Annotated in this window: 19 protein-coding genes and 1 pseudogene; 16 read left to right on the top strand and 4 right to left on the bottom strand. The window is 64.8% G+C overall.

Translation table 11 applies throughout. The annotated features are described in order from the left end of the window. Positions 1-11: 11 nt before the first annotated feature. From rfaE1 to ACVWYI_RS28540, 5 genes are all read left to right on the top strand, one after another. A complete protein-coding gene (rfaE1, locus tag ACVWYI_RS28560; RefSeq protein WP_456663769.1) occupies positions 12-1,496 on the top strand; it encodes a D-glycero-beta-D-manno-heptose-7-phosphate kinase in 1,485 nt (494 codons plus the stop codon). Beyond that, positions 1,493-2,782, top strand: coding sequence for an O-antigen ligase family protein (locus ACVWYI_RS28555; protein WP_456663768.1), 1,290 nt, complete (start codon positions 1,493-1,495; stop codon positions 2,780-2,782). The genes rfaE1 and ACVWYI_RS28555 overlap by 4 nt, the downstream gene beginning before the upstream one ends. Positions 2,783-2,897: 115 nt before the next feature. After that, positions 2,898-4,811: an SDR family NAD(P)-dependent oxidoreductase gene (locus ACVWYI_RS28550; RefSeq protein ID WP_456663767.1), complete on the top strand. Its 1,914-nt coding sequence runs from the start codon at positions 2,898-2,900 to the stop codon at positions 4,809-4,811. Between the two features lie 2 nt (positions 4,812-4,813). Beyond that, a complete protein-coding gene (locus ACVWYI_RS28545; RefSeq protein WP_456663766.1) occupies positions 4,814-6,034 on the top strand; it encodes a glycosyltransferase family 4 protein in 1,221 nt (406 codons plus the stop codon). Next, positions 6,031-6,978, top strand: a complete 948-nt coding sequence (locus tag ACVWYI_RS28540) for an NAD-dependent epimerase/dehydratase family protein (protein ID WP_456663765.1) — start codon at positions 6,031-6,033, stop codon at positions 6,976-6,978. Before ACVWYI_RS28545 ends, ACVWYI_RS28540 begins: the two co-directional genes overlap by 4 nt. Here ACVWYI_RS28540 and ACVWYI_RS28535 read toward each other — a convergent pair. Continuing rightward, positions 6,966-7,985, bottom strand: coding sequence for a glycosyl transferase (locus ACVWYI_RS28535; RefSeq protein WP_456663764.1), 1,020 nt, complete (start codon positions 7,983-7,985; stop codon positions 6,966-6,968). The two genes, ACVWYI_RS28540 and ACVWYI_RS28535, sit on opposite strands and share 13 nt — an antisense overlap. Next, positions 7,982-8,941 carry a lysylphosphatidylglycerol synthase transmembrane domain-containing protein gene (locus tag ACVWYI_RS28530; protein ID WP_247443624.1) on the bottom strand — a complete coding sequence of 320 codons (960 nt, stop codon included), beginning with the start codon at positions 8,939-8,941 and terminating at the stop codon, positions 7,982-7,984. Before ACVWYI_RS28530 ends, ACVWYI_RS28535 begins: the two co-directional genes overlap by 4 nt. 193 nt (positions 8,942-9,134) lie before the next feature. Here ACVWYI_RS28530 and ACVWYI_RS28525 point away from each other — a divergent pair, with 193 nt between their 5' ends. The 9 genes and pseudogenes from ACVWYI_RS28525 to ACVWYI_RS28485 all read left to right on the top strand — a co-directional run bounded on the left by ACVWYI_RS28525 (position 9,135) and on the right by ACVWYI_RS28485 (position 20,925). Continuing rightward, a complete protein-coding gene (locus tag ACVWYI_RS28525) occupies positions 9,135-10,124 on the top strand; it encodes an SDR family NAD(P)-dependent oxidoreductase (protein ID WP_456663763.1) in 990 nt (329 codons plus the stop codon). Between the two features lie 7 nt (positions 10,125-10,131). Then, on the top strand, positions 10,132-11,544 hold the full coding sequence (locus ACVWYI_RS28520) for a mannose-1-phosphate guanylyltransferase/mannose-6-phosphate isomerase (protein WP_456663762.1): 1,413 nt from the start codon (positions 10,132-10,134) through the stop codon (positions 11,542-11,544). Positions 11,545-11,728: 184 nt separating this feature from the next. Beyond that, complete coding sequence (locus ACVWYI_RS28515; protein ID WP_456663761.1) at positions 11,729-12,733, top strand: Gfo/Idh/MocA family oxidoreductase; 1,005 nt, start codon at positions 11,729-11,731, stop codon at positions 12,731-12,733. A gap of 39 nt (positions 12,734-12,772) precedes the next feature. Further along, positions 12,773-13,924, top strand: a complete 1,152-nt coding sequence (locus ACVWYI_RS28510; RefSeq protein ID WP_456664583.1) for a DegT/DnrJ/EryC1/StrS family aminotransferase — start codon at positions 12,773-12,775, stop codon at positions 13,922-13,924. Positions 13,925-14,061: 137 nt separating this feature from the next. Then, on the top strand, positions 14,062-15,588 hold the full coding sequence (gene murJ, locus ACVWYI_RS28505) for a murein biosynthesis integral membrane protein MurJ (RefSeq protein ID WP_456663760.1): 1,527 nt from the start codon (positions 14,062-14,064) through the stop codon (positions 15,586-15,588). 162 nt (positions 15,589-15,750) lie between these two features. After that, on the top strand, positions 15,751-16,167 hold the full coding sequence (locus tag ACVWYI_RS28500; protein ID WP_456663759.1) for an SRPBCC family protein: 417 nt from the start codon (positions 15,751-15,753) through the stop codon (positions 16,165-16,167). A gap of 386 nt (positions 16,168-16,553) precedes the next feature. Continuing rightward, a complete protein-coding gene (locus tag ACVWYI_RS28495) occupies positions 16,554-18,863 on the top strand; it encodes a xanthine dehydrogenase family protein molybdopterin-binding subunit (protein ID WP_456663758.1) in 2,310 nt (769 codons plus the stop codon). A 91-nt stretch (positions 18,864-18,954) separates the two neighbouring features. Further along, positions 18,955-19,404: a cytochrome c gene (locus tag ACVWYI_RS28490; RefSeq protein ID WP_456663757.1), complete on the top strand. Its 450-nt coding sequence runs from the start codon at positions 18,955-18,957 to the stop codon at positions 19,402-19,404. Between the two features lie 224 nt (positions 19,405-19,628). Beyond that, positions 19,629-20,925: pseudogene (locus ACVWYI_RS28485) on the top strand (cystathionine gamma-synthase family protein). 80 nt (positions 20,926-21,005) lie between these two features. Here the strand turns inward: ACVWYI_RS28485 and ACVWYI_RS28480 are convergent. Next, a complete protein-coding gene (locus ACVWYI_RS28480; RefSeq protein WP_456663756.1) occupies positions 21,006-21,422 on the bottom strand; it encodes a CHRD domain-containing protein in 417 nt (138 codons plus the stop codon). A 156-nt stretch (positions 21,423-21,578) separates the two neighbouring features. Between ACVWYI_RS28480 and ACVWYI_RS28475 the strand changes: the two genes are divergently transcribed. Next, the gene (locus ACVWYI_RS28475; RefSeq protein ID WP_456663755.1) at positions 21,579-22,505 is read left to right on the top strand and encodes a c-type cytochrome; all 927 of its coding nucleotides are present in this window, start codon (positions 21,579-21,581) and stop codon (positions 22,503-22,505) included. On the opposite strand, the gene ACVWYI_RS28470 is transcribed toward ACVWYI_RS28475, so the two are convergent. After that, positions 22,502-22,747 (bottom strand): Lrp/AsnC ligand binding domain-containing protein, encoded by a 246-nt coding sequence (locus ACVWYI_RS28470; RefSeq protein WP_247352077.1) that lies wholly within the window; start codon positions 22,745-22,747, stop codon positions 22,502-22,504. The genes ACVWYI_RS28475 and ACVWYI_RS28470 overlap by 4 nt on opposite strands. Before the next feature lie 130 nt (positions 22,748-22,877). Between ACVWYI_RS28470 and thiD the strand changes: the two genes are divergently transcribed. Beyond that, a complete protein-coding gene (gene thiD, locus ACVWYI_RS28465; RefSeq protein WP_456663754.1) occupies positions 22,878-23,678 on the top strand; it encodes a bifunctional hydroxymethylpyrimidine kinase/phosphomethylpyrimidine kinase in 801 nt (266 codons plus the stop codon). Positions 23,679-23,709 lie beyond the last annotated feature (31 nt).

Below are 23,709 nucleotides of genomic sequence, written 5' to 3'. Positions count from 1 at the left end.
GGCCCATCACCATGCCGACGCCCATTCTCGATTTCGATGCCCTCGCGCAAGCCATCTCAGGCCGCACGGTGCTGTGCATCGGCGACATCATGCTGGACGAGTTCGTCTATGGCGAGGTGTCGCGGATCTCGCCGGAAGCGCCGGCGCCCGTCCTCGCGGCGCAACGCAGCGAGATCCATATCGGCGGTGCCGGCAATGTCGCGCGCAACGTCGCTTCCCTCGGCGCGCGCTGCATCTTCGTCGGCCTCGTCGGCGAGGACGATGCGGGCAGGCAGCTCGCCTCGGCGCTTGCGGAGCAGGGTGCAATCGAAAGCGTGCTGGTGTGCGATCCCTCGCGCCCGACCACGCGAAAGGTCCGCTTCGTCTCCGAGCATTTTTCCACGCACATGCTGCGTGCGGATTGGGAGCAGGCACAGCCTGCCTCCGATCCGATCGAGACCAGGCTGATCGAAGCGATCCTGCCGCAGATCCCGCGCGCCGACATTGTGCTGCTCTCCGACTACGCCAAGGGCGTGCTGACCGCCCGCGTGATCCGCCACACCATCGACGCCGCGCGAAAGCTCGGCAAGTCCGTGATCGTCGATCCGAAGAGTCTCAATTGGGCGATCTATCGCGGCGCGACGCTCCTCACGCCCAATCGCAAGGAATTTTCGGAGGCGACCAGAAGCCGCGCCGACACTTCACAAAGCATCGTCGACGCAAGCGAGGACGTGATGCGGCTCGCCGATTGCGAGGCGATCCTGGTCACGCAAGGCCAGCACGGCATGACGCTGGTGCCGCGCAACGGCGAGGCCGTTCACGTTCCGGCGGTCCCGGTCAAGGTGCGTGACGTCTCCGGCGCCGGCGACACCGTCGCCGCCGCGCTCGCGGTGTCGCTCGCCACGGGCGCGGACTGGGATACGGCCCTGCGCATGGCCAGTGCCGCCGCCGCCGTCGCCGTCGGCAAGCAGGGCACCGCCACCGTGAGCACGGCCGAGCTGAAGCGAAAGATATTGCCGCATGCCTATCTCGCGGCCGAGGAGAAGATCGTGCTCGAGCCTGATACGCTCGACACGCAACTCGCGGAATGGAAGCAGCAGGGCCAGCGCATCGGCTTCACCAATGGCTGCTTCGACATCCTGCATCCCGGTCACGTCAAGGTGCTGACCGCGGCGCGCGCCGCCTGCGACCGTCTCATCGTGGGCCTCAACAGCGACGCATCGGTGCGGCGGCTGAAGGGCGCGGATCGCCCCGTTCAGGACGAGCGGGCGCGCGCGGAAGTGCTGGCGGCGCTCGAAGCCGTCGATCTCGTCGTCATCTTCGATGAGGATACGCCGATCGACCTCATCACTCGCATCAAGCCGAGCGCGCTGGTGAAGGGCGGCGATTACACCCGCGAGCAGGTGGTTGGCCATGAGGTCGTCGAAGCCGCGGGCGGGACGGTCGTGCTGGTCGACATCCTCCGGGGCTTCAGCACGACGGCGCTGGTTCATCGCGCGCGCGGAGAGGGCAAGTGACGACGCTCGCGGGGGAGACGACCGGCCAGGTGCTGTGGCGGCGTCTGCGCAGTCCGGCGGCCTGGTCCGAGACGGTTGATCTGTTCGCGATCCTGACTGCGGCCTCGCTGCCATGGTCGACGTCGCTTGCGGCGATCTTCAATGTTTTGATGCTGCTCTGCATGGCGCCGTTTCTCGACATCCGCGAGGTCCTGCAATCGCTCAAGCGTCCGATCTGCGCGGCGCCGATTGCGCTGGTCCTGCTCGCACTGGTGGGGACGCTGTGGTCGGACGCGGCCTGGGGCGCGCGCTTCTACGCGGTCAATCCGACCGTCAAGCTGCTGGTGCTGCCGGTCCTGCTCTATCACTTTGCGCGCTCGCCGCGCGGACATTGGGTGTTCGTCGCGTTCCTGGTGTCCTGCGCGCTGCTGTCGGTGATGTCCTGGCTGGTCGCCTTCTACCCCGACCTCGCGCTCAAGTCGGACCGCGTCGAACGCGGCATCTTCGTCAAGAACTACATCGACCAGAGCCAGGAGTTCGCGCTCTGCGCGGTCGCGCTCGCCTATCCGATCGTGCAGTTGCTGCGCCAGAAGCGCTACTGGATCGCCGGGCTGCTCACGGTGCTTGCGCTCAGCTTCTTCGTCAACATGGCCTTCGTGGTGGTGTCGCGCACTGCGCTCGTCACTGTTCCGATCATGTTCGGTGTGTTCGCGTTGCTTCATCTGAAATGGCGCAGCATCGCGATCATCTCCGCCGCCCTGCTCGTGGGCGCGGTTCTCGCCTGGCAGGCCTCGCCGCAATTGCGCAAGACCGCCGACAGCTTTGCCAGCGACTACACACGCTATGTGGAAAACGGCGCGCCGACCTCGGCCGGCTTGCGGCTCGAATTCTGGCGGAAATCCCTCGGCTTCTTCGCGGAAGCGCCGATCAAGGGGCACGGCACGGGCTCGACGCGCGGATTGTTCGAGCGGGCCGCGACGCCGGGCGTCGGCCTGTACCAGGCATCATCCGAGGTGATCGGCAACCCGCATAACCAGACGCTGAACGTTGCGGTGCAATGGGGCATCATCGGAATTGTCGTTCTCTACGCCATCTGGATTCTGCATCTGCTGTTGTTTCGCGGCGACGGGCTGGCAAACTGGGTCGGCCTCCTGGTCGTGGTCCAGAACGTCTTCACCTCGCTGTTCAATTCCCATCTGTTCGACTTCCACGAGGGCTGGATGTACGTCATCGGTGTCGGCGTTGCCGGCGGCATGGTGATTCGGGCCCAGCAGGCCGAGACGAAGGCGGCGGAAGCCGGTTCCTGAACGGCCGCGTGTTGAGCAGCAAGCCTTGACTGGCAAGCCTTGACTGGCATGTCTTGCCGAGATGGGTTATCAGCGCGGTCAGGTTGCACCTAACTGGATTTTCATCGGTCAGCGGATGACGCGTCTTTCGCATCTCACCTTGCGCAATTTCTTCATCGCGCTCCACGACCTGCTGGCGACCACGGCGGCGCTGTTCGCTGCCTTCTATCTGCGCTTCGAGGGCGGCGAAGGTTTCTTCGACCGCCTGCCGCTGCTGATCCAAATCCTGCCCTATTTCCTCGCCTTCAGCGTGGTCGTGTTCTTCGTCTTCAACCTGACCACGACGAAATGGCGCTTCATCTCACTGCCCGACGCGCTGAACATCATCCGCGTCGCGACCGTGCTGACGGTTGCGCTCCTGGTGCTCGATTACATCTTCGTCGCCCCCAACGTCCGCGGCGCCTTCTTCCTCGGCAAGGTGACGATCGTCCTCTATTGGTTCATCGAGATCTCCTTCCTCAGCGCGTTGCGCATGGCCTACCGTTATTTCCGCTATACGCGGGTGCGGCGTCAGGCCCGCATCGGGGATGCCGCGCCGACGCTGCTGATCGGCCGCGCCGCGGATGCCGAGGTGCTGTTGCGCGGAATCGAGAGCGGGGCGATCAAGCGCATCTGGCCGGTCGGCGTGCTGTCGCCGTCGAGTTCCGATCGCGGCCAGTCCATCCGCAACGTCCCGGTTCTGGGCGGCGTCGATGACATCGAGGATGTCGTCGCCGACTTCGCCAAGCGCGGCAAGCCGATCGCGCGCGTGGTGATGACGCCGACGGCATTCGAGCCGGAGGCCCATCCCGAATCGATCCTGATGCGGGCGCGCAAGCTCGGCGTGATCGTGAGCCGCATGCCCTCGCTCGAGAGCGGCGACACGCCGCGGCTCACCGCCGTCGCCGTCGAGGACCTGCTGCTACGGCCGAGCGAGACGATCGACTATGCGCGGCTCGAGGCCCTGATCGAGGGCAAGGCGGTGATTGTCACCGGCGGGGGCGGCTCGATCGGTTCCGAGATCTGCGAGCGTGTCGTCGCGTTCGGCGCGGCGCGCCTCCTGATCGTGGAAAATTCCGAGCCCGCGCTCTACGCGATCACGGAAGCGCTCGCGGCGCACGGCGCGGCTGTTTCGATCGAAGGGCGGATCGCCGACATTCGCGACCGTGAGCGCATCATGCGCCTGATGGCCGACTTCAAGCCGGACATCGTGTTCCATGCCGCCGCGCTCAAGCACGTGCCGATCCTCGAGCGCGACTGGAGCGAGGGCGTGAAGACCAATATCTTCGGCTCGATCAACGTTGCCGATGCCGCGCACGGCGCCGGCGCCGAAGCTATGGTGATGATCTCGACCGACAAGGCGATCGAGCCGGTGTCGATGCTCGGCCTCACCAAGCGCTTCGCCGAGATGTATTGCCAGGCGCTCGACCATGATCTCGCGGCAGGTCACGGCGGCGCAAGGCGGTCGATGCGGCTGATCTCGGTCCGGTTCGGCAATGTGCTGGCGTCGAACGGCTCGGTGGTGCCGAAGTTCAAGGCCCAGATCGATGCCGGCGGCCCCGTGACGGTCACGCATCCCGACATGGTCCGTTACTTCATGACCATCCGCGAGGCTTGCGATCTTGTCATCACGGCGGCAACGCATGCGCTCGGAACGCAGCGTTCGGACGTGTCGGTCTACGTGCTCAACATGGGCCAGCCGGTGAAGATCGTCGATCTCGCCGAGCGCATGATCCGCCTCTCGGGCTTGCAACCCGGCTACGACATCGAAATCGTGTTCACGGGCATGCGGCCCGGCGAACGCCTGCACGAAATCCTGTTCGCCTCCGAGGAGCCGACCCGCGAGATCGGCGTCGCCGGCATCATGGCCGCACAGCCGAACGAGCCGCCGATGCAGACGCTGCGCAAATGGATTGCGGCGCTGGAGCAGGCGATCGCGCGCGACGATCGCGCCACCATCAGGACCATCCTGAAGGACGCGGTTCCGGAATTCGGGTCGACCGCGGCCTGATCATGCAGCCTCGAGGCAAGATCGTCGTGGCGAGCCAGCATTACCCGCCTGATCCGAGCACGACGGCGGCGATCATGGCCGAGATCGCCTGCCGCATCGCCGGGGATCACGAGGTCGTGGTGCTGTCGGGCTCATCCGGCGCGCTGCCGGCGTCGCAGAGCGGACCCGGCAAGCCGCGCGTCGTCGCCGTCAAGAACCGTATCGCGGGCAAGACGGCGCTGGTGCGGCGCGGCATCTCCGAACTGCTGTTCGCGGCGCGCACGTTCCTGGCGTTGACACGGGAGCTGAAGCGAGGTGACGTCGTGCTCACCGTCACCGCGCCGTTCATGCTGCCTTATGCGGTCGCGGCGGCGGCAAGGCTGAAGGGCGCGCGCTCGGCGCTGATCATGCACGACCTCTTCCCCGACGTGCTGGTGATGGCGGGCCTGCTCAAGCCAGGTTCGATCGTGACCATGACGATGCGCGCCGCCAACAGCCTGATGTTCCGCGCGCTCAATGCCGTCATCACCATCGGCCGCGATGCGGAACGGCCGCTGCTGAGCTATTCCGGCATGACGCGGAACAAGATCCGCTTCATCCCGAACTGGGCGACGCTCGCGCCCGGACCCCGCCCGGTGACGGCGGACAATCCGTTCCGCAAGGCGCATCGCGCGCGTTTCATTGTCGGCCTTTCGGGAAATCTCGGCTTCACGCACGATCCGGAGATCGTGTTCGAGGCGGCGCGCCTTTTGAAGGACGATCCGGACATCCACTTCCTGCTCTCCGGCTGGGGCATCGGCTTCGAGCGGCTGACGCAGTTGCAGGCCGAAGCGAACTTGCCCAATGTCTCCTTCGTGGCGCGGGTCGAGGATGCCGAGCTCGAGGCATTCCTGGCGGCGGCCAATCTCTGGATCATTCCGTACCGGAAGGACGTTGCGGGAGTGTCGGTGCCGAGCCGGTTCTACAATCTGCTGGCGGTTGGCCGTCCCGTGGTGCTGGTCTCCGAGCCGGAGGCCGAGGCCGCGTTGACGGTGGTGGAGAACGGGCTGGGCTGGGTCGTGACGCCGGGCCGTGCCGATCAACTGGCCGAGGCGATCCGCGCGGCGTCTCGCTCCGACGATGTCACTATTGCGGAGCGCGCGGTGAAGGCGGCAGCGAAGTTCGATCGCGTCACCGCGATGAACGCCTATGCTGCCGTGGTCGACGAATTGCTGCGCAACCCCGAACTGGCGGAGCAACGATGAACGAGCGCAAGCCAGTCGTCTTGGTGACGGGGGCGAGCGGTTTCGTCGGCCGTCATGTCGTGCCCGCGCTGGCGCGCGAGGGATGGTCGGTCCGCCGCGCGGTGCGCAGCCCGGAAGGCATGGACGACGAGGTCGTGATCGAGACGATCGGCCCCGAGACCGACTGGCAGGCCGCGCTTCAAGGCGTCGACGCGGTGGTCCATCTCGCCGCGCGCGTGCATCACAAGCACGAGGAGCATGCGGTCCAGCTCTACCGCAACGTCAACATTGCCGGCACGCTGCACCTGGCGCGCAGCGCGGCGACGGCTGGCGTGCGCCAGTTCATCTTCGTCAGCACAGTTCTCGTGCACGGCCGCAGCAACGAGGGCCGCGCGCCGTTCAGCGAGGACGATATCCTGACGCCGCGCGGCCTCTACGGCATGTCCAAGGCCGCGGCCGAGGCAGGCTTGAAGACGCTGGCGCGCGACAGCGCCATGAAGATTTCGGTGATCAGGCCGCCGCTGGTCTATGGTGCGGGCGCCAAGGGCAATTTCGCGCTGTTGACGCGTGCCGTGAACCTCGGGCTGCCGCTGCCCTTTGCCGCGATCCACAATCACCGCGCCTTCCTTGCCGTGCAGAACCTGTCGTCGTTCATCCTGCGCCGGCTCTCCCATCCCGATCCCACGAGCAACTACGAGATCTTCCTGGTGGCCGACAAGGAGCAGGTCTCCACGCCCGAATTCATCGAGCGGCTGGCGAAAGCTGCCGGCAAGAACTCGCGGCTGTTCGGCATGCCGCCGGACCTGCTCTCAACGCTCCTGAGCGTGATGGGCCGGCAGGATACGCATGACAGCCTGATCGGCTCGCTCGAGCTCAACCTCGCCAAGGTAACCGCAACCGGCTGGCAGCCGCAGGTCTCTCTCGACGAGGGCTTGCGGCTGGCGTTGTCGGCTCAGGACGCCTGAGGGCGGGAGAAACGCCGCAGCATAAATCCGATCGCGATCGCGCCGGCGAGCAGGGAGAGAAGCGTGATCGCGATCGCGCCGGCACGCACGGTGACGATGGCAAGCAATGCCAGCACGAGGTTGAGCACGAACACTTCGCGAATCACTTGCGGGACCGTGAAGGCGTTGTCGGTGGCGCGCTGGTAGAAGTGCGAGCGATGCGCCGACCAGAATTGTTCGCGGCGCGCGATGCGGCGAAACAGCGTGATGGTGGCATCCGCGAGGTAATAGGCCGGCAGCAGCAGCGCTGCGGCGGCTTGTCCGTGCCAGGCGAGCTCGAGCAGGCACCATCCGAGCAAAAGGCCGATCGGCAGGCTGCCGACATCGCCCAGGAAGACTTTTGCGAGCGGCTTGTTGAACGGCGCAAAGCCGAGCACGGCGCCGCACAGCGCCGCGGCGATCAGCGCGGCCGGCCACGACAAATCGCCGAGCAGTCCCAGCAGCAGCAGCGCCGCGGTGACGGGCACGACTTCCGCCGCCGTCATCAGGTCGAGCCCGTCCATGAAGTTGACGAGGTTCACGAACCACACGCCCGCCAGCAGGATGAGGCCGCGCTCCAGCGCCAGCGGCAGCGCCGGCGCGATGCGCGCGGTCTCGGGCGCGGTGAACACGACGGCGCCGACCGCGGCGGCCTGCAGCACGAGCCGCACGAGCACGGGCAGCGACACGATGTCGTCGGCAAATCCGACCAGGGCGATCAGGATCGTCGCAGCGATCAGCGCGGGTGGAATCGCGACGTTCGCCCAGGCTGCCCAGGCTGATGCGACCAGCAGCGTCGCGGCGATTACCGCGATGCCCGCACCCTGCGGGGTCGGGATACGATGCGAGGACCGCGCGTTGGGGCGCGCCAATGCGTAGCGCTGGAGCAGGGGGCGGCTGGTCCAGGTGATGGCGGCCGACACCAGCGCGGCAATGGCAACGGCAAGCAGCGAGGGTAGGGCGCCGAGCGCGTCAACGGCCGCGTTCACTCCGGCACCCCGAGCGGCGCCGACCCCTGCGCGGCTTTCTCCGCGCTGAGGATCCAGACCAGGCCGCCGATAGCGCCGACGATGAAGTATACGGCGCCGAACAGGAGCGAGACGTTGACGCCCTCGTTCGTGGCAAGTCCCGCGAAGCCGAACGCGAGGCCCATGGTGGCTTCACGCACGCCCCAGCCGGCGATCGAGATCGGCATCATCGTGATCAGCATCACCGGCGGTACGAGCATAAAGACGTCGCTGAAGCCGACCGGCGCCGCGATCGACTGCACGACGCACCAGGCGACCACGACGGCCAGCACATGCACGGCGAGCGACAGGATCACGACCGCCGGTCCGCGCGAGCGGCTGAAGATCACGCGGTTGGCGATCACGGCACAGGCGTGAATGTGATGCGTGGCCCACCAGGTTTTCAGCCAGTGCCATTTCAGCGCGCCGAAGACCAGGAAGCCGAGACCACCCGCGAGCGCCGCGAGGTCGACGAGCAGCAGCGCCGAGCGCCCGTGCGGATCGGCGATGAGGGCGTAGCTCCAGGGCAGGCTCGCGACGATGATGATCGCGAGCGCGATCAAACCGATCGCGCGGTCGACGAAGATCGAGTAGGTCGCAGCGCGCCAGCCGGCGCCCGCGCGCGCGACGAGCCAGAGCCGGACCGCATCGCCGCCGATCGCCGACGGCAGGGTCTGGTTGAAGAACGATCCGATCACGTTGTAGCGCATGGCCCGGCCGAGCTCGAGCGGCGCGCCGCATTCCGCGCTGATCTCGCGCCAGCGCAGCACGCCGACGAAGATTTGCAGGAACGTGATCGCGATTGCCAGGCCGATCCAGAACAGGCTGGTCACGGTGAAACGCGAAAACAGTTCGGACAGATCGACCTTGCGCAGCGCCAAATAGAGCAGCGCTCCGGAAATCAGGATCTTGGCCGTCGACAGCAGGATTCGGCGCATTTCGCCCGCATGAACAAGGGTTTTGAAACCACCCGACGCGAGGCGCCGAATTCGGCCGCTTTGGTATGGTTTTGGCGTCGATCTTGCAATAGCGGTTATTAACAGCTCTCATGAACAGCCCCATGCAGGGTGGCGGAGCTATTGCGCTCCCCGCTAAAGAGGCCCCACGGCCGAAGGATTTCTCGGGAACAGAATGACGGATCAGGCGATTTTGATTACGGGTGCGGCCGGTTTCATCGGCTTTCACGTCGCCCGGCAGCTTCTGAGCGAGGGCCGGCCCGTCGTCGGGCTCGACAATCTCAACAGCTATTACGACCCGGCGTTGAAACAGGCGCGCCTTGCGCTGTTGCGCGGGGATTCCCGTTTCTCCTTCGTCGAGGCCGATCTCGCCGACCGCGAGACCATCGCGGCGCTGTTTGCGCGACACCGATTTGCCAAAGTCGTGCATCTCGCGGCCCAGGCCGGCGTGCGCTATTCGATCGAGCAGCCGCACGCCTACGCCGATTCCAATCTCCAGGGCTTTCTCAACGTGCTGGAGGGCTGCCGCCACAATGGCTGTCGTCATCTCGTCTACGCTTCGTCATCCTCCGTTTATGGCGCCAACACAAAACTGCCATTTGCCGTGCAGGACCGGACCGACCATCCCGTGAGCCTCTACGCTGCGACCAAGAAGGCGAACGAGGTGATGGCGCAGTCCTACAGCCATCTCTATCGGCTGCCGGTCACGGGCCTGCGCTTCTTTACCATCTACGGCCCCTGGGGTCGGCCCGATATGGCCATGTTTCTGTTCGTGAACGCCATCATCGCCGATCGGCCGATCCGGCTCTTTAACCATGGCAAAATGCGTCGCGACTTCACCTATATTGACGACGTCACCCGCGTGGTGTCCAAGCTGATTGATCAGGTGCCCGCGGATGACCCGGCTGCCGCAAATGCGCCGTCTAAGGTCTACAATGTCGGCAACCACCATCCGGAAGAACTGATGCATGTCGTCGGACTTCTGGAGCAGGAGCTGGGTCGGACGGCGGTCAAAGAATTGCTGCCGATGCAGCCGGGAGACGTTTTGGAAACGTTCGCGGATGTCTCGGATCTGATGCGCGACACCGGCTTTGCACCGTCAACGCCGATTGCGCACGGGGTTCGTAATTTTGTCACCTGGTATCGGGACTACTTCAAGGTTTGAAATGACGATGGACAAACGCATTATCCCCCTGATCATGTGCGGCGGTGCCGGCACGCGGCTGTGGCCGGCTTCGCGCGAGGTGCGCCCCAAGCAATTCCTGCCGCTGTTCGGCACGCGCTCGACCTTTCAGGACACGCTGCTACGCGTCTCGGAGGCCTCGCTGTTCGATCGCCCGATCGTGATCACCAATGCCTCCTATCGCTTCATGGTGCTGGAGCAGCTCGCCGAGATCGGCATCGAGGCCGACGTGATCCTCGAGCCGATGCGGCGCGATTCCGGCCCCGCGATTGCCGCGGGCGCGGTGTTCGCGCAGAACCGCGCCAGTGAAGCCATCGTGCTCGCGCTCGCCGCCGACCATGTGGTGCAGGACAATGCCGCCTTCGTCGCGGCGTGCCGCGAAGGTCTCATCGCTGCGAGCGCCGGGCGGATCGTCACCTTCGGCGTCAAGCCGGAGCGGCCGGCGACCGAATACGGCTATATCAGCCCGGGCGATGTGATCTCCGGCGAGGTGCGCGCAGTCACACGCTTCGTCGAGAAGCCGGACGCGGTGAAGGCGGCCGACTACGTCAATTCCGGCTATCTCTGGAACAGCGGCAACTTCATGTTCCCGGCCAGCGTGCTGCTCGACGAATACCGCAAGGTCGACGCGGCGAGCGTGGAGGCGATCTCCAATGCGGTCGCCAATGCCGGCCGCGATCTCGGCTTCGTGACGCTGGAGCCCGAGGCGTTCGGCGCGGCCAAGGCGATCTCGATCGACTATGCGGTGATGGAAAAGACCTCGCGCGCAGCGGTGGTGCCGGTGTCCTGCGGCTGGTCCGACGTCGGCTCCTGGCACGCGGTGTGGGAATTGTCCGACAAGGACGCGCAAGGCAATGCTTCGCACGGCGCCGCCGTGTTCGAAGATAGCCGCAACTGCAACGTCACCACCGATTCCGCGCTGGTCGCGCTCGAAGGCGTCGACGATCTCGTCGTGGTCGCGACCGCGGATGCGGTGCTGGTCTCGCGTCAGAAGGATGCCAACGGCCTGAAGCGGCTCGTGACCAAGCTCAAGGCGGTCGCACCGAAGGTCACCGAGGAGCACCTTAGGGTGCATCGGCCCTGGGGCAGCTACCAGTCGGTCGACAATGGCGAGCGCCACCAGGTCAAGCGCATCGTGGTGAAGCCGGGCGGGCGGCTGTCGCTGCAGAAGCACCATCATCGCGCCGAGCACTGGATCGTGGTCCGCGGCGCCGCTCGCGTCACCGTCAACGAGACCGTCAAGACGGTGCACGAGAACGAATCGATCTACATCCCGATGGGCGCGGTGCACCGGATGGAGAACCCCGGCAAGATCATGCTGGAGCTGATCGAGGTCCAGACTGGAAGTTATCTAGGCGAAGACGACATCATCCGGATTGAAGACGACTATCAAAGGTCGTAACCAGCACGCTCCGAATCACGCGACCCGGCCTAAAACAATGGTCTCTTTCAGAGGCTTAAGGCCCGGGGAACGTGTAACTTTTTGAATCAAATCGTGTCCGGATCGTGAGGGCGGCATTCGCCACAAATGTGGCGTCCGTGCTAGAGCTGCGCCGGGGATTTGCTTTGAATCGGGGTTTGCTCAGATGAGTTCCAACGGATCTGCACCGGCAAAGGTCGGCTTGCGCGTCGGCGTCATTGGCGCGGGCGTGATGGGCAGCAACCACGCGCGCGTGCTGAGCGGCTTGCCCGGGGTCAACCTTGTCGGCGTCGTCGATCCTTCACCGGCACATCGCACGCGGGCAATGGAACTTGCCAATTGCACGGGCTTCGAGACGCTCGACCAGCTCTTCGCCGAGGGCATCGACGCTGTCACCATCGCGGCGCCGACCCATCTGCATCACGAGGTCTCGCTCGCCTGCATCGCCAAGAACATCCACGTGCTGGTCGAGAAGCCGATCGCCTCCACGGTCGCGGAAGGCCGCGAGATCGTCACCGCCGCGCAAAAGGCCGGCGTGACGCTGATGGTCGGCCATGTCGAGCGCTTCAACCCGGCGGTCGCCGCCGTCAAGCAGGCGATCGCGGGCGAGGATATTCTCTCCATCGCGATCACGCGGGTCGGCCCGTTCCCGCCGCGCATGTCCAATGTCGGCGTGGTCATCGATCTTGCCGTGCATGATATCGACCTGATCCGATGGTTCACCGAATCCGACATCGTCGAGGTGCAACCGCAATTGTCGAGCGCGATCGCCGAGCGCGAGGATATCGCGCTGCTGCAGTTCCGCACCGCCAACGGCGTGCTCGCGCACATCAACACCAACTGGCTGACGCCGTTCAAGGCGCGGAGCGTCACGGTCGCGACCCGCGGCAAATACGTGATGGGCGATCTCCTGACGCGTCAGGTCACCGAATGCTTCGGCTTCAAGCCTGACGGCAGCTATTCGATGCGGCATCTGCCGGTCGGCCATGACGAGCCGCTCCGCGCCGAGCTGATCGCGTTCCTCAAGGCCGTGCGTAGCGGCGAGACGCCGGCGGTCACCGGCGACGAAGGCGTCGCCAGCCTCGAGATCGCCACGCAGTGCCTGGAAACGCCGTCGCGGCCCGCCGCCAAGTCGGCCGCCCTCAAGGGCCCGCGCCGCGTCGCCGGCTGATCCCATTCCATGTTGACCGATCAAAACCCGCAAGGCGCCATGAACCAGCATCTGCGTTCCGAACCCATTCCCTTCATCGACGTCGCCTCGCAGCGCCGCCGGCTCGGCGACTCGCTCGATACAGCCGTGAAGCGCGTTCTCGACCATTGTCAGTTCGTCAACGGCCCCGAAGTCGCCGAACTCGAGAAGCAGCTTGCGGCCTATTGCGGCGCCAAGCACGTCATCGGCTGCGCCAGCGGCACCGATGCGATCCTGATGGTGATGATGGCGAAGAATGTCGGACCGGGCGACGCCGTGTTCTGTCCGTCGTTCACCTTCATCGCGACGGCTTCGCCAGTGGCGCGGACCGGCGCAACGCCGGTCTATGTCGACGTGGACGAAGCCACCTTCAACATGAGCCCGGAATCGCTCAAGCGGGGCATCGCGACCGCCCGCAAGGCTGGCCTCAAGCCGGTCGCGGTCATTCCGGTCGACCTGTTCGGCCAGCCCGCCGATCATGACGCCATCGCCGAGATCGCCAAGGCCGAAGGCCTGTTCGTGCTCGATGACGCAGCCCAAGGCTTTGGCGCGAGCTACAAGGGCCGCAAGCTCGGCACCTTTGGGCTCGCCACCGCGACCAGCTTCTTTCCCGCAAAGCCGCTCGGCTGCTTCGGCGACGGCGGCGCGATCTTCACCGATGATGACGAACTCGCGGCGACGCTGCGCAGCATCCGCGTGCACGGGCAGGGCGTCGACAAATACGACAACGTCCGCCTCGGCCTGACCGGCCGGATCGACACCATGCAGGCCGCGATCCTGATCGAGAAGCTGATGATCTTCGACGACGAGATCGCCGCCCGCAACAAGGTCGCCGAGCGCTACGCGCGCGGGCTCGGCAATGTGGTGACCGCGCCGCGCGTGGCTCCCGGCAATAGTTCGGTCTGGGCGCAGTACACCATCCGCCTCCCTGCGGGCACCGACCGCGACGGCTTTGCCGCCGCGCTGAAGGCCCAGGGCGTGCCGACTGCGATCTATTACGGCAAGTCGATGCATCAGCAGACCGCCTACAAGCAGTATCCGGTCGCAGAAGGCGGCCTGCCGGGCTGCGAGAGCCTGTCGCAGGACGTCATCAGCCTGCCGATGCACGCTTATCTGACCGAGGCCGATCAGGAACGGGTCATCGCGGCCGTGCGCGGCGCGCTTTCAACCTGATTTTGTCATTTTTACCCTCACCCCGATGAGCTTGTGTCGAATTGCGGCGCTGCCCTCTCCCACAAAGGGAGAGGACACAGCAATGCGTATCGCAAGATGCAATCGACCTCTGTTCGATAAGTCTCTAGAAAAGACGCATGCTCGGACGCATCTTCACGGTTGGCGGATATACGCTGCTCTCGCGGCTGACGGGATTTGCCCGCGACATCATGCTCGCGGCGATCCTCGGCGCCGGCCCGGTGGCCGACGCCTTTTTCGTGGCGCTGCGGCTGCCCAATCATTTCCGCGCGATCTTTGCCGAAGGCGCGTTCAACGCCGCCTGGGTGCCGGCCTATGCCCACGTCCATGGCGAGCGCGGGGAGGGGGCGGCAAGATTGTTCGCCGACCGCATTTTCACGCTGCTGCTGGCCTCGCAAGTGGTGCTGCTGATCGTCGCCTGGCTGTTCATGCCGCAGGCCATGAGCATTTTGGCGCCCGGCTTTAGCGAGGATGCCGAGCAGCGCAGGCTCGCGATCGAGCTCACCCGGATCACCTTTCCCTATCTGCTGCTGATCACGCTGGTCACGCTCTATGGCGGCATGCTCAACGTGATGCAGCGCTTCGCCAGCGCTGCGGCGGCCTCGATCTTCCTCAACATCTCGATGATGATGACGCTGGCGCTCGCTGTCTGGTTTCCCAGCGCGGGCCATGCCGCCGCCTGGGGCGTCCTGATCTCGGGCTTCCTGCAATATTTCCTGCTGGCGGGCGATCTCGCGCGCCACGGCGGCCTGCCGCGCTTCGCGCCACTCAAGCTCGACGAAGACGTCCGCGGCTTCTTTAGGGCGCTCGGGCCCGCGACGCTGGGCTCGATGGGCACGCAGGTCGCGCTGTTTGCCGACACCATCATCGCGACCTTCCTGCCCGCGGGCGCGCTGTCGGCGCTCTACTATGCCGACCGCCTCAACCAGCTGCCGATCGGCGTCATCGGTATCGCCATCGGCACGGTGCTGCTGCCGGAGATGTCGCGGCGGATCACCGCCAACGACCATGACGGCGCGATGAAGGCGCAGCGCCGCGCGTTCGATTTCACGCTGCTGTTCTCGGTGCCGTTCGTCGCCGCCTTCCTCACCGTGCCCGATGCGATCATGCGTGCGCTGTTCGCCCGCGGGGCGTTCTCGAAAGCCGATGCCGCCGTCGCCGGCGCCACGCTCGCCGCCTATGCCATCGGCCTGATCCCCTTCGTGCTGATCCGCAGCGCGGTCGCGACCTTCTATGCGCGCAAGGACACGGCGACGCCGGTTCGAGCGTCACTGACCGGCATCGCGGTCAACGTCGCCCTGAAAGTCGCCTTGATGGGATCGCTCGCCCAGATCGGCCTGGCGCTCGCAACAGCCATCGGTGTCTGGACCAATCTGCTGCTGGTGCTCTTCTTCGCAGTGCGGCGGGGCTTTCTCGTGCTGGACCGTGCCTGGCTGTTGTCGCTGGCCAAATTCCTGCTGACCGGCATCATCCTGGCCGCCGCCTTCTGGCTGATCGCACGGTTCAGCGGCGCCTATCTTGCCTCGATGCACTTCCAAGACGAACTGACGCTGGTCCTGTTGGCCCTCGGGGGCACCATCGTCTACGCGCTCGCGATCCTGGTTCTGTTCGGCCGCCGCTGGCTGGTCTCGCTGGTGCGCGGCTAGCTTCTTCGAATTTTCAACGCATCGACGGCTCGACCTTGTCGGCACGGACCAGTCTCGATCGTCCTTGGATGGAGACCTCCCGGAAGTGCCGTGGATGGACCCCGTACACGTGAAGTGATGCCGTCACCTCGATCCGGCAAAATCGAACCAGGAGCACTGTTTATGAGGATCACCGTCGAAACCAACGTAGCAGCCCCCATCGATCAGGTCTGGCGCGCTTATACGACGCCTGCCGACATCATGAAGTGGAACGCCGCGTCCGACGACTGGCATACGACCAAGGCTACCGTCGACCTGCGAGAAGGCGGTGCCTTCTCATCTCGCATGGAGGCCAAGGACGGCAGCATGGGTTTTGACTTCGCCGGTACCTACACGAAGATCGTCGAACACAAGCGGATCGAATACGCGTTCGGCGAGCGAAAAGCCGAAGTCGAGTTTGTGCCCGGCCCGAAGGGCATTCTCGTCCGCGTTGTCTTCGATGGCGAATCGACGCACTCGGTCGAGCAGCAGCAAGGCGGTTGGCAGGCCATCCTCGACAACTTCGCACGACACGTGGAAGCGAGGCAGAAGAAGTCGTGAAGGCGGGTAGGGGGGAAGAGATGAGATTCCCGACAGGCGTCGTCGGCTTTCCTCGCCCAGCACCTGACGGAAACTGAACCGTCGGGGAATGATCGCCTTCGGCTCATTGGCTAACCTCTCAGAGCGGTCGCAAAACGTCCGCTTGACTCCCATTGGCCGATGACTGGCCGGCACGACCAATGTGCTCATTGCGACCTGTAAGGGGTTTTCCGAGCGTGCCGGGGAGGTCCGCAGGATCATCGATCTTCACAGGGAAATGAGCGAGCCGCGACCTTTCCGTCCCATCCCCTTCTGACCGGCGGACCGTGCCCAGCCAAAGCCATTTGCCTTGCAACTTTTTCCACGGCAATATGCCGGCAAAACAACCATGAGAACGGGAAGAGAAAATGGCGGCTCCCATCAAGTTCGGCGTTGGCCAAAGCGTGCTGCGCAAGGAGGATGACGCACTCATCCGCGGCAAAGGCCGCTACACCGACGATTACGCGCCGCAGGCTGCGCTCCGCTGCCTGATGCTGCGCTCGCCGCATGCCCATGCCAAATACACCATCGATGCGAGCCGCGCCCGCGGGTTTCCCGGCGTCGCGCTGATCCTGACCGCCGATGACGTCAAGGATCTCGGCAATCTGCCCTGCCTGTTCAATCTCGAGACCGATCCCTTCACCGGCCCGCCTTACCCGATCCTGGCTGGGGGCGAGGTGCGCCATGTCGGCGATTCCATCGCCTTCGTTGTCGCCGACACCATCGACCAGGCCCGCGACGCGATCGAGGCGATCGAGGTCAAATGGAGCCCGCTGCCGGCGGTGACCGGCGTCGTCAACGCCATCAAGAAGGGCGCGCCGCAGGTCTGGCCGGACAAGGCCGGCAATGTGCTGTTCGACGTCTCGATCGGCGACAAGGCCGCGGCCGAAGCAGTGTTTGCCAAGGCGCATGCGGTCGCCGAAATCTCCATCGTCAATCCGCGTGTGGTCGCGAGCTTCATGGAGGCACGCGCTGCCGTCTGCGAATATGACGCCAAGCGCGACCATCTGACGCTCACAGTCGGCAGTCAGGGCAGTCACCGCCTGCGCGACATCCTCTGCCAGAACGTGCTCAATATCCCGACCGAGAAGATGCGGGTGATCTGCCCCGACGTCGGCGGCGGTTTTGGCACAAAGTTGTTTCCATACCGGGAATACGCCCTGTTGGCAGTCGCCGCGCGACAGCTGAAAAAGGCGGTGAAATGGGCGGCCGACCGCACCGAGCATTTCATGGGTGATGCGCAAGGCCGCGACAACGTCACCACCGCGAAGATGGCGCTGGCCGAGGACGGCAAGTTCCTCGCGATGGATTGCGACCTGATGGGCGACATGGGCGCGTATCTGTCGACCTTCGGTCCCTACATCCCGCATGGCGGCGCCGGCATGCTGCCGGGCCTCTACGATATCCAGGCGTTCCACTGCCGGGTGCGCACCATCTTCACCAACAGCGTGCCGGTCGACGCCTATCGCGGTGCGGGGCGGCCTGAGGCCGCTTATGTCATCGAGCGCCTCGTGGATGCCTGCGCGCGAAAACTCGACATGACGCCGGACGCCATCCGCCGCAAGAATTTCATTCAGCCGAAGGCGCTGCCGTACAAGACCGCGACCGGCAAGGTCTACGATTCCGGCGACTTCGCCGCGCATCTCAAGCGCGCGATGGAGATCGCCGAGTGGAAGGAGTTTGGAAAGCGCGCAAAGCTCGCCAAGAAGAACGGCCTGATCCGCGGCATCGGGCTTGCGAGCTATGTCGAGGTCTGCGGTACCATGGGCGAGGAGACCGCCAATGTGCGGATGGATCCCAATGGCGACATCACCGTCCTGATCGGCACGCAGTCGAGCGGGCAGGGCCACCAGACCGCCTATGCGCAGATCGTCGCCGAGCAGTTCGGCGTTGCGCCCGAGCGCGTGCACGTCCACCAGGGCGACACCGATATGATCGCCACGGGCCTCGGCACCGGCGGCTCGGCCTCGATTCCCTCAGGCGGTGTCAGCGTCGAGCGTGCGACCCGCGAACTCGGCGCGAAGCTTAAGGAGATCGCGGCGCAGGCGCTGGAGGCCAGCGCCGGCGACCTCGAGATTTCAGAAGGCGTGGTGCGCATCGCCGGCACCGACCGTTCGATCTCGTTCGCCGATCTCGCCAAGCGCCCCGGCGCCGACCCGTCGAAGCTGAACGCGAGTGCAACCTTCGCCAGCGCCGATGGCACGTATCCGAACGGCACGCATGTCGCCGAAGTCGAGATCGATCCGGCCACCGGCATCATCAAAATCGTCAACTACGTGATCGTCGACGATTTCGGCAAGACGCTCAATCCGCTGCTGCTGGCCGGCCAGGTGCATGGCGGCGCCATGCAGGGCATCGGCCAGGCGCTGATGGAGCAGGTTGTCTATGGCGCCAGCGACGGCCAGCTCATCACCGCGACCTTCATGGACTACGCGCTGCCGCGCGCGGCGGACGGGCCTGCGTTCGTGTTCGAGACTGCCAACGTTCCCTGCACGACCAACCCGCTGGGAGTGAAGGGCGCGGGCGAGGCCGGCGCGATCGGCTCCTGTCCGGCCGTCGTCAACGCCATCGTCGACGGGCTCTGGCGCGAGTACAAGATCGACCACATCGACATGCCCGCGACCGCGGAGCGGGTGTGGATCGCCATCAACGAGCACCATCGCCGTCACAGCCTGTAAACGGCGATCTCCGCGGCGGGAATAAACACCCGCCGCCGGGTTCTATCATGATGGCGCTCCCCCAACCCATACAAGCCGGAGAAACAAGCCGATGAAACGGACGATGATTGTCGTGGGCACCTTGGTGCTAGGTGCGGGCGCCGTGATGGCGCAACAGGAGATTGCCGTCCAGCAGGACAATCTGATGCGCTCGCAGGCCAAGAGCCTCTACACCGTCATCCAGAAGATGACCAAGGGCGACATCCCCTACAACCAGAAGGCCGTCGACGAGGCGATCGCCAATCTCGAGGGCGACGTCGCCAAGATTGCCAAGACTTTCGAGGTCAATCCCAAGCAGGACGTCGTGAACGCGACCTATGGGGCGTCGTCGAAGGTTTGGCAGAACAAAGCCGATTTCGACTCCAAGATCCCACCGGTCCAGAAGGCGATCGCGGACGTCAAGGGCAAGATCACCGACGTGGCGAGCCTGAAGGCCGCCTATACCGCAATCAACGATCGCTGCACCGATTGCCACGAGACGTACCGGCTGAAGCTGAAGTAGCGGCCGTAGCTTGTCGCCCGGACGGAGCGAAGCGAAATCCGAGGAGCGTGCGCGAGCCGACAGGTCCATCCCGAATTCCGCTTTTGCTCCCTCTGGGCTGCCGGAACACGGCCGCCAGCCGCGAAGTCTGCACGCGCAGCGCAGCAGCAAATTATGTTCGCAAGGCCTGACGGATCGCTGTCGGAGCAGTTATCTTTGCTCAACCAGGAACAGCGAGACAAGCCATGGTGAAACCGTTCCCGTCGAAGACGCACATCGGCAACCATATGCTGCATCTCCGAAACGCTGATGCTGACCTATGGCTATGATCCGCAATTGTCGGAAGGCGCCGTCAAGCCGCCGGTGTTCCTGACCTCCACGTTCGTGTTCAAGACGGCCGAGGATGGGCAGGACTTCTTCGATTTCGTCTCCGGCCGGCGCGAGCCGCCGGAGGGGATGGGGGCGGGCCTAGTCTATTCGCGCTTCAATCATCCCAACAGCGAAATCGTCGAAGACAGGCTCGCGATCTACGAGCGCACCGAGAGCTGTGCGCTGTTCTCATCGGGCATGGCGGCCATCGCAACCACGATCCTGGCTTTCGCCCGCCCTGGCGATGTCATTCTGCACTCCCAGCCGCTCTATGGCGGGACGGAAACCCTGCTGACGAATACGCTTGGGCGTCTGTCGATCGGCGCCGTCGGCTTCGCCGATGGTGTTGACGAAGTTGTGGTCAGCCAGGCCGCGGAAGAGGCCATGGGCAAGGGCCGGGTCTCGATGATCCTGATCGAAACCCCGGCCAACCCGACCAACGGGCTGGTCGACGTCGCGATGATGCGGCGTGTCGCCGACGTCATCGGAAAGAAGCAAGGACACGTTCCGATCATCGCCTGCGACAATACGCTGCTCGGACCGGTGTTTCAGCGGCCGATCGAGCACGGCGCGGATATTTCCTTGTACTCGCTCACGAAATATGTCGGCGGTCATTCAGACCTGATCGCGGGCGCCGCGCTCGGCGCGAAGGCGGTCGTGAAGGGCATCAAGGCGCTCCGGGGCGCCATCGGCACCCAGCTCGATCCGCATTCCTGCTGGATGATCAACCGCTCGCTCGAGACGCTGAGTCTGCGCATGGAAAAGGCCGATGCGAATGCGCGCCTCGTGGCGGACTATCTGCGCGATCATCCCAAAGTGGCCAAGGTCCACTATCTCGGTCATCACGAAGCGGCTTCGCCGGCCGGACTTGTGTTCGCGCGGCAATGCTCAGGTGCGGGATCCACGTTCTCGTTCGACATCGTCGGCGGCAAGGCGGCGGCCATGAAATTCCTCAACGCGCTGCAGATCCTCAAGCTGGCGGTGAGCCTTGGTGGAACGGAGTCGCTTGCGAGCCTGCCTGCCACCATGACCCATTCCGGCGTTCCCGCCGACATCCGCCGGAAAATCGGCGTCCTCGATTCCACGATCCGGCTGTCGATCGGCATCGAACACCCCTCGGACCTGATCGCCGACCTCGCGCAGGCGTTGAACGCGGCCGAGCCTGACGTGTGACGTATGCGCCAGCGCGGGCCACGTGAATCGAAAAGGGCGGTTGCGTAAGCAGCCGCCCTTTTGTCGGACAGTGCGAAAGGTTACTTCATCACCTGACCGCGGATCTCTCCGCCCGGATTGGCCGCGGTGTGAATGTTGACATAGAGCTTGCCGGCCAGGAGATCGGCGGCCTGTGCGTCGGTCAATGTCGCCGAGCCCTCGGCCGGGCTCTTGGCGGCGCCGGGGATCGGGACCGCGACGCCGGCGTTCTTGCCGGCCTCGGCGGGCCCGTGGAAATGCGCGGCGGTGGCGGGTCCGGACAGGCCGGAATAGGTGAGCTTCCAGGACAACTTCTTGCTGGCGGCGTCGTAGTCCAGATCGGCCGTTCCGGTGCCGCTGCTGCTCGTTGCGGGCACCTCGGACTTGGCGTTGAGCGTCGCTTTCAGCTTTTCCGCGCTGGCCGAACCCGCAAAGGCAACGGCGCCGAGCACTGACATGGCGATGACGGTCTTGTTCATGACTCTTCTCCCTGCTGAACCCGTTTGGGCTGCCAAACTTCCAACAGCCGGCATTTCAGTTTATTCCCGTTTCAGGCCGCCGTGGGCTAAATTCTTCGTGGCTGGAGCGGGGAAGACATCGGTCATAAGGTTCGCCGCGACGCACGAAAGGACCGCATGTTGCGACGAACCATCTCCGTGGCGCTGCTCGCCGCACTCGCCGCAGCCGGCGCCTATCGGTGGCTCAGCGCGCCGGTGGTGGCGGCCGCCGGTGGCGCGCCTGCCCACGTGCCTGATCTTGCCAATGGCGAGGTGATGTTCAACGCTGGCGGCTGCGCCTCATGCCATGCCGTCCCCGACCAGCCCGATCGTCTCAGGCTCGGCGGCGGCGTCGCGATCAAGTCGCCGTTCGGAACGTTCTACGCGCCGAACATCTCCTCCGATCCGAGCTACGGTATCGGCAAATGGAGCGACGCTGAATTCGTCAACGCGGTGATGCACGGGGTCTCGCCCGATGGACAGCATTATTTTCCGGCCTTTCCCTATACCTCCTATCAGCATGCCAGGCGCGAGGACGTGCTCGATCTCTTCGCCTATCTGAAAACGCTGCCGGCCGTTGCAGGCAAGGTGCGCGACCACGATGTGCGCTTTCCCTTCGACATCCGGCGCAACGTCGGCATCTGGAAATTTTTGTTTATGGACGGCAAGCCTTTCGTCGCCGACAGCGCGAAGTTGCCGCAATGGAATCGTGGCGCCTATCTCGTCAGCAGTTTTGGCCATTGCGCGGAATGCCACAGCCCGCGCAATGCGCTTGGCGGCATCATCGCCGGAGAACGCTTCGCCGGCGGGCCCAATCCGGAAGGCGAGGGCTGGGTGCCCAACATCACGCAGAAGGGCCTTGGGGAGTGGAGCGCGAAGGATATTGCCTATTTCCTGAAGACCGGCGAACTCCCCGACGGCGACAGCGTCGGCGGTGCGATGACGCGGGTAATCAAGAACACCTCACAATTGCCGGACGAGGATCTCGCGGCGATGGCGGACTATCTCAAATCGCTGCCGCCGGTGGACGGCCCGCCGCGACCGAAGCGCAAAGAAGGCAGCTAGGTCGCGCCAAACGCCTTGAAGGTGATGATGGTCAGGGTGTCCTGGATGCCCGGCAGCACCTGCACCTTCTCGTTGACGAAGTGGCCGATATCGGTGTCGTTGTCGACGTAGAACTTCACCAGCAGGTCGTATTGACCGGCCGTGGAATAGATCTCGGAGGCGATCTCGGCTTCGGCAAGCGCATTGGCGACCACATAGGACTGGCCGAGCTTGCATTTGATCTGAACGAAAAAAGGAACCATTGCAGTCACTCCGAAGGCATATCTGACCGGCTAATAGGCCAAAACCGGCCGGATTTGGCAAGCGAACTTGCTGCCTCTGTATATGCGCGCTAGGACAGGAGATGGTCCCCAGGAAGCGGAAAATCGGCCCATGACGACCCCCGTGGCGCTCACCATCGCCGGCTCCGATTCGAGCGGCGGGGCCGGCATCCAGGCAGACCTGAAGACCTTTGCCGCGCTCGGTGTCTTCGGCGCTTCCGCCATCACGGCGCTGACGGCGCAGAACACGCGCGGCGTCACCGGCATTCACGCCGTGCCGGCCGAATTCGTCACCGCGCAGATCGACGCGGTATTCTCCGATCTCGAGGTCGGCGCGGTCAAGATCGGCATGGTGGCGCAGGCCGCAAGCATCGATGCGATCGCGGCCGCACTGTCGCGTTGGAAACCCCAACACATCGTGCTCGATCCCGTGATGGTGGCGACATCGGGGGATCGCCTGCTCGCGTCCGAAGCCATCGACGCCCTGCGCATCAAACTGATGCCGCTGGCCTCGGTGATCACGCCCAATCTGCCGGAAGCTGCGGCTCTGCTCGACGAGCCGGTCGCGACCAGCGAGGCCGAGATCGAGAGCCAGGGGCGCCGGCTGCTGGCGTTGGGCTGCCGTGCGGTCCTGATCAAGGGCGGGCACGGCGAGGGCGCCGAGAGCACCGACTATTTCGTCGATGCCAAGAATACGATCGCGCTCGCCGCGCCGCGCGTGGCCACAAGCAACACCCATGGTACCGGCTGTTCGCTGTCCTCGGCGGTCGCCGCGGGGCTGGCCAGAGGCGAGGATCTCGAGCGCGCCGTGCGCAACGCCAAGACCTGGATCAGCGCGGCGATCGCGGCCGCCGACCGCTTCAGCGTCGGCCACGGCCACGGGCCGATCCATCATTTCCACAGGTTTTACTGAGACCGGCCGCGAGCGCGCGGCCGTTAACCCA

The sequence above is a fragment of the Bradyrhizobium sp. LB13.1 genome, assembly GCF_054056815.1.
Note: the sequence above shows the minus strand (reverse complement) of the source record. Positions and strands in the feature narration are given on the sequence as shown.

Coding starts and splice junctions, on each gene's coding strand:
- thiD (WP_456663754.1), top strand. CDS start 22,878: ATGACGACCCCCGTGGCGCTCACCATCGCCGGCTCCGATTCGAGCGGC.
- ACVWYI_RS28550 (WP_456663767.1), top strand. CDS start 2,898: ATGACGCGTCTTTCGCATCTCACCTTGCGCAATTTCTTCATCGCGCTC.
- ACVWYI_RS28545 (WP_456663766.1), top strand. CDS start 4,814: ATGCAGCCTCGAGGCAAGATCGTCGTGGCGAGCCAGCATTACCCGCCT.
- rfaE1 (WP_456663769.1), top strand. CDS start 12: ATGCCGACGCCCATTCTCGATTTCGATGCCCTCGCGCAAGCCATCTCA.
- ACVWYI_RS28490 (WP_456663757.1), top strand. CDS start 18,955: ATGAAACGGACGATGATTGTCGTGGGCACCTTGGTGCTAGGTGCGGGC.
- ACVWYI_RS28475 (WP_456663755.1), top strand. CDS start 21,579: ATGTTGCGACGAACCATCTCCGTGGCGCTGCTCGCCGCACTCGCCGCA.
- ACVWYI_RS28495 (WP_456663758.1), top strand. CDS start 16,554: ATGGCGGCTCCCATCAAGTTCGGCGTTGGCCAAAGCGTGCTGCGCAAG.
- ACVWYI_RS28515 (WP_456663761.1), top strand. CDS start 11,729: ATGAGTTCCAACGGATCTGCACCGGCAAAGGTCGGCTTGCGCGTCGGC.
- ACVWYI_RS28500 (WP_456663759.1), top strand. CDS start 15,751: ATGAGGATCACCGTCGAAACCAACGTAGCAGCCCCCATCGATCAGGTC.
- ACVWYI_RS28470 (WP_247352077.1), bottom strand. CDS start 22,747: ATGGTTCCTTTTTTCGTTCAGATCAAATGCAAGCTCGGCCAGTCCTAT.
- ACVWYI_RS28510 (WP_456664583.1), top strand. CDS start 12,773: ATGAACCAGCATCTGCGTTCCGAACCCATTCCCTTCATCGACGTCGCC.
- ACVWYI_RS28530 (WP_247443624.1), bottom strand. CDS start 8,941: ATGCGCCGAATCCTGCTGTCGACGGCCAAGATCCTGATTTCCGGAGCG.
- murJ (WP_456663760.1), top strand. CDS start 14,062: ATGCTCGGACGCATCTTCACGGTTGGCGGATATACGCTGCTCTCGCGG.
- ACVWYI_RS28540 (WP_456663765.1), top strand. CDS start 6,031: ATGAACGAGCGCAAGCCAGTCGTCTTGGTGACGGGGGCGAGCGGTTTC.
- ACVWYI_RS28525 (WP_456663763.1), top strand. CDS start 9,135: ATGACGGATCAGGCGATTTTGATTACGGGTGCGGCCGGTTTCATCGGC.
- ACVWYI_RS28520 (WP_456663762.1), top strand. CDS start 10,132: ATGGACAAACGCATTATCCCCCTGATCATGTGCGGCGGTGCCGGCACG.
- ACVWYI_RS28480 (WP_456663756.1), bottom strand. CDS start 21,422: ATGAACAAGACCGTCATCGCCATGTCAGTGCTCGGCGCCGTTGCCTTT.